This window comes from Streptomyces sp. NPDC020898 (assembly GCF_044333925.1).
In the GTDB taxonomy this organism is placed as follows: Bacteria; Actinomycetota; Actinomycetes; order Streptomycetales; family Streptomycetaceae; genus Streptomyces.
Genome location: NZ_JBIRRV010000032.1, coordinates 31,674 through 40,264, shown reverse-complemented (window position 1 = coordinate 40,264; position 8,591 = coordinate 31,674). Strand labels below are relative to the sequence as shown.

9 protein-coding genes are annotated in these 8,591 nt (G+C 68.7%); 4 read left to right on the top strand and 5 right to left on the bottom strand.

Annotated elements, in window-relative coordinates; translation table 11 throughout:
• From ACH4TV_RS46300 to ACH4TV_RS46290, 3 genes are all read right to left on the bottom strand, one after another.
• Positions 1–1,880 (bottom strand): hypothetical protein (locus ACH4TV_RS46300; RefSeq protein WP_398407493.1); only part of this gene is annotated, 1,880 nt, incomplete at its 3' end.
• A gap of 856 nt (positions 1,881–2,736) precedes the next feature.
• Positions 2,737–3,360 (bottom strand): hypothetical protein, encoded by a 624-nt coding sequence (locus tag ACH4TV_RS46295; protein WP_398407492.1) that lies wholly within the window; start codon positions 3,358–3,360, stop codon positions 2,737–2,739.
• A gap of 454 nt (positions 3,361–3,814) precedes the next feature.
• The gene (locus ACH4TV_RS46290; protein ID WP_398407491.1) at positions 3,815–4,072 is read right to left on the bottom strand and encodes a hypothetical protein; all 258 of its coding nucleotides are present in this window, start codon (positions 4,070–4,072) and stop codon (positions 3,815–3,817) included.
• Here ACH4TV_RS46290 and ACH4TV_RS46285 point away from each other — a divergent pair, their 5' ends adjacent.
• Positions 4,073–4,606, top strand: coding sequence for a DUF1524 domain-containing protein (locus ACH4TV_RS46285; protein ID WP_398407490.1), 534 nt, complete (start codon positions 4,073–4,075; stop codon positions 4,604–4,606).
• A 734-nt stretch (positions 4,607–5,340) separates the two neighbouring features.
• Here the strand turns inward: ACH4TV_RS46285 and ACH4TV_RS46280 are convergent.
• The gene (locus tag ACH4TV_RS46280; RefSeq protein WP_398407489.1) at positions 5,341–5,817 is read right to left on the bottom strand and encodes a macro domain-containing protein; all 477 of its coding nucleotides are present in this window, start codon (positions 5,815–5,817) and stop codon (positions 5,341–5,343) included.
• 111 nt (positions 5,818–5,928) lie between these two features.
• On the opposite strand from ACH4TV_RS46280, the gene ACH4TV_RS46275 reads away from it, so the two are divergent.
• Positions 5,929–6,453 (top strand): DUF1877 domain-containing protein, encoded by a 525-nt coding sequence (locus tag ACH4TV_RS46275; RefSeq protein ID WP_398407488.1) that lies wholly within the window; start codon positions 5,929–5,931, stop codon positions 6,451–6,453.
• Positions 6,454–6,512: 59 nt separating this feature from the next.
• Here ACH4TV_RS46275 and ACH4TV_RS46270 read toward each other — a convergent pair whose 3' ends face one another.
• Positions 6,513–7,373 (bottom strand): RICIN domain-containing protein, encoded by an 861-nt coding sequence (locus ACH4TV_RS46270; protein WP_398407487.1) that lies wholly within the window; start codon positions 7,371–7,373, stop codon positions 6,513–6,515.
• 265 nt (positions 7,374–7,638) lie between these two features.
• Between ACH4TV_RS46270 and ACH4TV_RS46265 the strand changes: the two genes are divergently transcribed.
• Both ACH4TV_RS46265 and ACH4TV_RS46260 read left to right on the top strand, forming a co-directional pair.
• Positions 7,639–7,911, top strand: coding sequence for a hypothetical protein (locus tag ACH4TV_RS46265; protein ID WP_398407486.1), 273 nt, complete (start codon positions 7,639–7,641; stop codon positions 7,909–7,911).
• Positions 7,912–8,076: 165 nt separating this feature from the next.
• Entirely contained in the window at positions 8,077–8,409 is a 333-nt protein-coding gene (locus ACH4TV_RS46260) for a hypothetical protein (RefSeq protein WP_398407485.1), read from the top strand.
• Positions 8,410–8,591 lie beyond the last annotated feature (182 nt).

Here is an 8,591-nt window from a genome sequence, read left to right as displayed (position 1 = left end):
CCATCTGCGATCCTCGTCGACATTGCACTCCACACCCGGTCGGGCAGAACCCACATCGGCCGGGTGTCGAAGCCTGCGGCTTCCAGCTCCGCGGGCGAGGCGAAGTCAATTCGCGCACCACCGATGACACCCGCCTGAGTCGGCGAACCCGCCTGATTCAACCGCGTACCATCCGCGATGCGTGTGTTCAGCTGGTGGAAGGCGCGGGCCGGGATCGCGTGGACCTTGCTCGCCCAGTCCGTGCCGTAGCCGGCGTCGATGACCTCCTGCGGGCTCGCGAAGTTGATCCGCGCGCCGCCGACGATCTGGGCGACCGGCGTGTCCGCGCCACCCGCGCCCTGGACGAGGGTGCCGTCCACGGGGCGGTCGGCGGTGATTATGTTGAAGGCACGGGCGGGGATGATGCGCACCTTGCTCGCCCAGTCCGTGCCGTAGCCGGCGTCGATGACCTCCTGCGGGCTCGCGAAGTTGATCCGCGTACCGCCGATGATCTGGGCGACCGGGGTGGGGACACCGTTGGAGATGCCTTGGACCAGGGTCCGATCCGGCGGGATGTTGGCCAGCATGTTGTCGAAGACCCGCTTGGGGATCGCCCGCACCTTGCTTCGCCAGTCGGCGCCGTAACCGGTCTCCACGACTTCCTCGGGGCTGCCGAAGTTGATCCGCGCGCCGCCGGCGAACATCGCGACGGGCGTGGACACGCCCCCGCCTGTGCCCTGGATCAGGGTCCCGTCGCGCGGGACCTCGCCGAGCCGGTTGAAGCTGTACGTGGAGATGATCACAACCTTGCCCGGCCAGTCCGTGCCGTGGCCGGTGTCGATGACCTCCTGCGGGCTCGCGAAGTTGATCCGCGCGCCACCGATCGTCGCGGCGACGGGGGTGACACTGGAGGAACCGGGTTCGGCGCCCTGGACCAACTGGCCGTCCGCGGGCTCCTGGTTCATGTGGTCACGCGCGTCGATGGACCAGTTGGACACCTTCACCGGCGTACCGCAGTTGACCGGCGCGGAGCAGTGCGACTGCCACAGCGGCGCGCCGCCGGCGAAGATGTAGACGCGGCCTCGCTGGTCGATGGCGGACGAGGCGTTGCGCGGGGTCGCCGGGCCCGCGTTGATGACGGCCTGGGTTGTGGGGCGCGACTCGGGCTGGCAGATGCCATCGTCGCAGGTCGACTGCCAGACGGGCGCGCCGCCCACCATCTTGTAGATCCGTTTGGTGTCGGTGGTGGCCAGGACGGTGCCGTCCGCGAGGCCGCGGACATCGGTGACGGGCTGCGGCTGCGGCGGCTTCGGCGGGGTGACGGAGCCGGGGTTGCCGTGGCCGCCTCCGGTGGCGACGTCGTTCCAGGTGTGCCAGCCCAGCGCGAACGGCACCGACGCGTTGACGCGGCTGCTCCAGCCGGGAAGGTGTTCGAACCCCGCGTTGCATCCGGCAGGGGAGAAGGGGACGGAGTAGTACATCATCGTCTTCCAGACGCCGTACTGGGCGAACAGCGGCTGGTTCTCCTTGGCGGTGACCGTGACCGTAGCGGTCCCCGTGTGCGTGATCGACGCCTTCGCCCCCACGCCGACGTCCGCCTTGGCCTTGGCGACGACGGCATCGATTTCGAGGCCGGACCCGGCGGTTATCGACGCCTCGAACGTCTTGGTGATCGTCTTCGTCAGTGCCAGCGTCTGCCCGGGTAGGATCTTGTACGGAAGGTCGTCCACCCCCTCGAAGTACTCGTAGTTGGTCTCGTAGCGGGGGGTCCCGGAGACACAGGTGTTCCCGGGAGGGAAGGGCAGTGGCGGGTCGGCGGCGGCCGCGCTCTGCGGCGTCATCATCAGCAGGGCGCAGGCGGTTGCCGCCATGGTGGCGAGCAGCCCGCGCATTCTTCTCATCGGTCTCATGTACGCCTTTCCCGGTTTGTTGGGCTGCGCGAGCAGCGCTGACACAGCCTGAGCCTCTCGTTCTCCCCGGACTGTTGCGGGGACACCCAGGAGGCTCACAGTGGTCTTTGTTTTCTCCGTCCGGCGAACGTGACCGGATCATGACCGTTCCTCACCAGTCGCCGTCACATTGCTCGACAGCGGCTGATCTCGGACTGCCGACGTGCCCATGCCCGGGCCACCGTCGTTGCCGCCCTGCTGGCGCCGGTCGCCGCGTGCTCGTCGAGCGCCTCTACCGGTGTCCCAGACACCGAGGTGACGCCGAGCTCCCGATGACCGCCTTGTCACCCAAACCTGCAGCAGACCCGAAGACCACGTCGGCCTCTTGCTGTGCCAGCGCCGTGCGGTCGCCGAAACCGAGGGTGATCAGTTGCACGGTTGTCCCGGGGTGACGGCCTTGTAGCAGGCTGAGTACGGCACGGGTGTGCGCCATAGGCGCCTCGGCTCCCAGTCCGGAGACCTGTCGCAGCTGTGCGTCGGCTACGCACCGCAGCCGGTCGACAGCCGCGACCGCCGCCCGGGCTTTGGGGAGCAATGCCTGCCGTGCGTGGGTCTGATTGCTGACTCAGCGGGTTGCGTGATGAACAAGCGCGCGGCGGCACGTCCGAAATGGAGTTCCTTGCTCAGCCTGAGATAAAGCCGAACCTCCCACACGGCGCGATGTGGTGGTCTGTTCGGCGATGTGTTGGGCCACGCAGTGGGGGCAGTCCCCCGGGCGGGTGCCAGGGGGGGGCATGACCGGTACGGGGCCGTTCTTTTGCCCCCTGTGGCGGGAGGACGGCCCCGGCCCTTTCCGGTGGCCGCCCGGTCAGTGCAGCTTGTCGACGGCCGTGCTCGTGGTCTTCTTGAAGGCGGCCACGGGCGCGTTCTTGAAGTCGCCCATCTGTCCCCACTTGACGACGGTGACGGTCCTGCCGTCCCGCCCGACCGACAGCAGGGCGATGTCGGTGGCGCCCCAGGACGTCTCGGTGTGCAGGCCGCGGACGCGGGCGCCCTCCTCCACCGGCAGCTTGCCGTAGTCCCGGCCCTCGGCCTCGACATCGGGCGAGGACTCCTCGATGCGGTCGGCGCAGGTGCGGATCAGGTCGTCGTAGTGCTTCGCCAGGGCCTTGGCCTGCGCGGCTGTGCCCGTCACGACGGTCAACTGCACGGCGTTGGTGTCCAGATCGGTCCGGAACTCCCGGTGCCGGTAGTCGTAGGCGAGCACGCCCTCCGTGCTCACGCACAGGCCGAGTGCCTCCGGGAACCCCTCGGTGACCGGCCCGGCGGTCCAGGACGACGTCGGATGCGGCGGCAGCTGAGACGCCGACAGGAACTTCGGCACGGCGGCCCTCGGCGCGGCGCCGGCGGCCGGCGCCGTGAGAACCGCGCCCACCGCGAGAGCCGCGACGGTCAGAGCAGTCAGAGCGCTCGTTCGGATACGCATGGACATGAGTGTTCCCCCGTGAATGAGTGCGTGGACGTGGATGCCACGGCGAGGCCGGCTGGTCAGCCCGGGCCTGGTCGGCGCGACACCAAAAGCATCAGCGGTCACAGTGGCCGAGGGCAACAACCCACGGCCGACCGGACACGGTGGAACGATCCCAGCCCCTCTGACCTGCAGATACATGGAGCACCTGGGATACCCGTCCCGGGCCGCGTGGGGCCGTACGAGGACGGGGGACCGGGCAGGACACCCCGTAGCTTGCGCCGCACGCAGGTGGGCCCCGAACCGGGAGCCGGTTCAGGGCCCCTTGTCACATGCCGCCGGGGCAGCCGTCGGTGGCGTTCCGTTCGGACACCGCCTTCTTGGCCTGCTACAAGTCCTCGTACATCGCGGCGTGCAGAGTCTCCATCCGGCTTCGTGGTGTCGTCCGGCGAGCCCGGCGAACGAGGCGATCACATCATCATGGGCCGGTGCGCAGGTCGGGCCAGGGATGCCCGTCCGGCGACATGCCGGACGGGCGGCCGGCCCGGACGAAGTCGGGGTACTCGTCCTGCACGACACCCTGGTTGACCCATCGCCCGTGAACAGCTCCCGTGCACTCCTCGGCAAGAACCAGCGCGTCCTGCGGGTCCTCAGTCGTGCCCAGGAGTTGGCCGAAGTCCTCTTCCTCGGCGTCCTCATCGAACGGCGGGAACACGTCCAGGTCCAGAAAACTCACGTGCCCGACATCTTCGACGGCATGGAGGTAGACCTCGTACAACGTCCTCGCCGCCCGGACCTCGGCATACCTCACACCGGGGCGCTCGGGCGAGCCGACCGGCCCGAGGAACTGCTCAACCGAACGGCCCCGCCTCAAGGTCCTGATGATGAAGGGCTCCACCAAGCACGCTTCCCGCACTGGCGGTCGGTCGGCCCGCCCCCCTCCGGACAGCCCAACCGGAACTGCGCCGCCGACAAGTGGACCAAGATCCGTGACCGGTCCGCCGGCACCGTCAACGGCTGCGAGGTCACCGGCGGCCAGTGGTTGTCGGGCTACGACGGCCAGGCCGTCACCAACCCCGACATCGACCACGTCGTCCCGCTGCGCAAAGCGTGGGTCTCCGGCGCGGACGACTGGACCGACGACCAGCGCGCGCTCTTCGCCAACGACGTCGTCGTCAACCTGGTGGCTGTCTCACCGTTCAGCGACCGGTCCAAAGGAGACCGGGACCCGGAGCCTGGATGCTGGCCCAGAAGCAGTGCGAGTACCTGACCTGGTAGGTCGAGGTGAAGGTCAAGTACGACCTGCTCTTCGACAACAATGAGTACAACGCGGTGACCAACGGCCTCCTCCGCAACTGCTGACACTTACCGGTGCCCATCGCTGCCGGTGCCGGCGAGAACAAGAGCAACCCGCCGGCACCGGCAGCGACGCAGGCGCAGTGGGTACTCGGTCCGGCAACGGTGAGCTGACGCAGGGCCCTTCCTGTGGGCAAAAAGCTGGCCGTATGCGCTAAACTTGATCTTGAGCTGGTCGCCGCAACTCGGGGTGGCTGGTGGTGCGTTGGTGGTCCAAGGAAAGACGCCCCGCTTCCTGCGGGGAGATGCAGGTGCAAGGCCTGCCCGGCGCTCGATACATGGGGCCCGTCCGTATGCCGGACGGGCCCCATTTTTTGCCCGGTGTCAGAACCCGGGCGGCTGTGGTTTCCCTGTTCCGGGGTGCGCTGCGCCGATGGGTGTGGCACCGTGACGGTCAGTCCGGCCCGCCGTTTTCCCCCGAAGCGGCGGGCCGTTCGCGTTCTGCGGGCTCGGGGACGCGCCCCGCGGTGCGGTCCTTGCCCAGCCGAAGGTTCCAGTCACGGGCAGAGCGCGCCTTCACGAAGGCCGCCGGCCTTGCCGGCAGGGCCTTTGCGGCAGCCAGCCAGAAGGCCGGCGGCGGCCTGGTCTCGAGGATGTACCCGTAAGTTGATATGAACCTGCGGCCCTGAGACCGGACGCAGAGACGGTTCATGCGTAGTCGTAGACGGTGGCGGCGATGTCGCGGGCACTCAGGGTTTTGCCGATGATCGGCTCGATGCGTTCCCACTTGCCGCAGGCGAGGCCGCAGCCGATGCGGGGCATGTGCACAGAGGCGTGGTTGGCGAGGGCGTGCTCAGCGACGGCGTGCAGGCAGTGTTCGACGGCCTCGTAGCGTATGGGCGGTCCGGCGCTTCCCACCTTCATCCCGCGCTGCGCGATCATGTTCGCGACCCAGATGTCGGATCGGACGCGGACCATCTGCACTGCTCCGAGGGCGAAGTCGTTACTGGCGCGTTCGCGGTGCCAGCGGCGGTACTCGCGCTCCGGTTCAGGCCAGTGACGTGAGATCGCCAGGACGAATCCCTTGCCCCATCCGCCGAGGTCATTGCAGATATGGGCGATCACCTTCGGTCCCTTCGCCTGCGGGTTGGTCGCGTCGCCCGAAATGATCTTCAACGGTTTCACGGAGTCATGGTCGCCTGGTCCACGATGAGAGGCCAGTGCCTTTCCTCGTGCCGCTCTTAGCGGGCGACGCGTTCCAGGTACTCAAGTGGACGCCGTCGGGATACTGCCGCCATGGCCGTCACCCAGCAACTCGCCCGCATCCCGGCGGAGTATCTCGCCGCCTGCCGTCAGTCAGCAGGAACATCGACCGATGGAGATCCCAACTGGGATCCGCCGGCGGCGGACGTCCTCGACCTGGACTGGGCTCCAGCCGTGTTGGAACGGTCCTGCGAGCTCGCAGGTCTCGACGGCATCCACCTGCATGCTCTTCGGCAGGCCACCGCCGGGGACTCGGTGATCGATCTCGGCTTCCTCAACATGCACCCGCATGCCATCGGTCCCTTCGGACCGCCTCCCACTGCCCTTTCCGCAGCTCAAGTGGCCCGCGTCTCGGAACTGCTCGGCCAAATCGACTTTCCGGCAGTCCTGGCCGGCCTGCCGACCGACGACACCGAGGCCGCTTCCTTGATCGGTCATGGGGCGGACAGGATCGTCGGTGGCCCGAGGAAGTACCTGCTGGGGCACTTCAATGCCCTGCACGAGTTCTACCTTGCTGCATCCCAACGGCACCTTCTCCTCGTGCTCTGGTGGGACTGACCCAGGACTTCACAGTCGGCTCACGACCCAGTTACCTGGGGAATTACGCGAACGTCACATCAGGCCCATTTCTGGTGGTGTGTGCTGGAGCAGGGCAGGGTGCGCAGGCCTGCGCTGCTGTCGTCCAGGCAGTGTCCGGTCGCAGTGTTCTTGAGTGTGATGGCTTCGTCGCCGCCTGCGTTCAAGGTCCAGTGCTGGGCGGGGGAGGCGCTGCAGTCCTGGATGCGCAGGCCGGTGCCGCTGTCGGCGATGCACCTGCCGGTGGCCTGGCTGCGGATCTGGCGAGAGCCGTCGGGGATCGGACGGATGGTCCACCACTGGTAGGGCAGGTGGTTGCACTTGAAGGAGCGCAGCCCGTAGTCGAGGCTGTCGTCGAGGCAGCTCCCGGTGGCCCTGCTGATGAAGATCCGGGCCCCGGCCGGTGGTTTGCGCGCGTTGGACGAGGGCTCGCCTTCCTTCTGGAGTTCGGCTGCCGAGCCGTGTGCCGGGGGCGCGGTGGGGGAGCCGTTCAGGGTGAGCAGGGCAAGGAGTGCTCCTGCCGCGGCTCCGGCGGCGGCGAAGGCCCAGCGGCCGGCGAGGAGTTCGCGCAGGCGGCTCCACCGGGCGGTGGCTGCGGAGTGCGGTGTGCTGGGGGCGGCGGTGCTCGAGGTGGCAGGGGGGTCGTCGGGGCGGGTGCGGTCGGCGGCTTCCCACAGGGCCCGGTACTCGGCAGGGTCGGCGCCCATCGCCTGGCACAGGCTGCGGACGACAGGCCAGGGAGGGACGGTGTCGCCGCGGAAGTAGCGGGAGAGCGACGAGTCGCTGATGCACACCTGCTTCTCCAGGGCGCGGAGCGTGCAGCCCGACCGCTGTTGCAGCCCGCGCAGGGCTTCTCCCAGCCGCCGTGCCGGCGCTGTGTGATCCCGTCGCTGGTCGGTCATCGAGAAGGTCTCCCTGCATGGTGTCGCGACGGTTTCCCGGCGGCTGCTTCACGTCCCGGGACGGGCAGGTCCCAGCAGGTCAGGACTGTATTTATCCCGACATCGGCGAAGCAAGCGGGATCGCGTGTCCATAGGTGATGTACCGGGGCAGACTCGGCGTACCGGCTGCCGAGATCACCTCCAGGGGTGAGTGCGCCGGTGGTCATGGCCGGGCGGCGCACGCCGCCTGAGGCCGACTCATTTCCCCAACGAAAGGATCTTCGTCATGCGTGTACGCACTCTTCTGCCCGCCCTCGCGATCACTGTCGCCGGGCTTGGCGTGGGCACGGCGGCGCCTGCCGTCGCCGCTCCCGCTTCCGCGGCGCAGGTGTCCGCCGTCCAGCAGGCACAGGGGCACGACGTCTACCGCGGCTGGTACCTGAACGAGGGCAACTGCAAGACCGCCGGCAAGGCCGGGGTCGACCGCGGGCACTGGGACAGCTTCAGCTGCGCCCCCGGCCGCGGCGGATTCCTGTGGCACCTGTGGAGCAACCGCTGAGCCTCACGCCTGCCCATGCTCTGGCACCGGTTTCAGAGCACCGTCCCCCGGGGGCCACGCCGTCGCGTGCGGCCCCCGGGGGGCCCGGACGGGTTCGCCGCTCGGGGCGAACCCTCGATCACACCCGGCAGGACACGGTCCTGCCATGGCCGACAAGGAGAAGTTGTGACGTTGCGTAAGCGTCTGACCGGAATGCTGCTGGCCTCGGTCGCTCTGGCCGGTGCTGTGCTCACCTGGACCGGACCTGTCCACGCCGCCGCGGCAGTGCAACAGGCCGCCCCCGCCGCAACGGTCGCGGCCGGTCCAGCAGCCGCGATCTGCGGTCTGCGGTCGGTCAGCACCAGAGGGGTCTACCACAACTGCCAGAACACCAGCCGCAGGATCCTGGTGACGAAAATCTTGACCGCCAACGAGACGTTCTGCGTGCTGCCGCACGCCGACTGGGACGTCGGCCAGTGGAATAACATCTACGCCGCCTACGACGAGGGCCCTTGCTGACGGCGGTGCTCCTGACCACCAAGCACCCCTGAAGGAAAGGTCTCCTTCCGCACGGTGGTGGGGGGGGCCCCGGCGGGGGCCCCCCCCCCCCCCGGGGGGGGGGGGGCGGGGGGGGGGGCCCCCCCCCCCCCCCCAAGACGGGGGCAAAGGGACCCGAGGACGGGGGGCGGGGTTGGAGACCC

Excerpts from the sequence above, each read along its gene's own strand:
- ACH4TV_RS46295 (WP_398407492.1), bottom strand. The coding sequence starts at position 3,360 with ATGTCCATGCGTATCCGAACGAGCGCTCTGACTGCTCTGACCGTCGCG.
- ACH4TV_RS46275 (WP_398407488.1), top strand. The coding sequence starts at position 5,929 with ATGGCCGTCACCCAGCAACTCGCCCGCATCCCGGCGGAGTATCTCGCC.
- ACH4TV_RS46270 (WP_398407487.1), bottom strand. The coding sequence starts at position 7,373 with ATGACCGACCAGCGACGGGATCACACAGCGCCGGCACGGCGGCTGGGA.
- ACH4TV_RS46265 (WP_398407486.1), top strand. The coding sequence starts at position 7,639 with ATGCGTGTACGCACTCTTCTGCCCGCCCTCGCGATCACTGTCGCCGGG.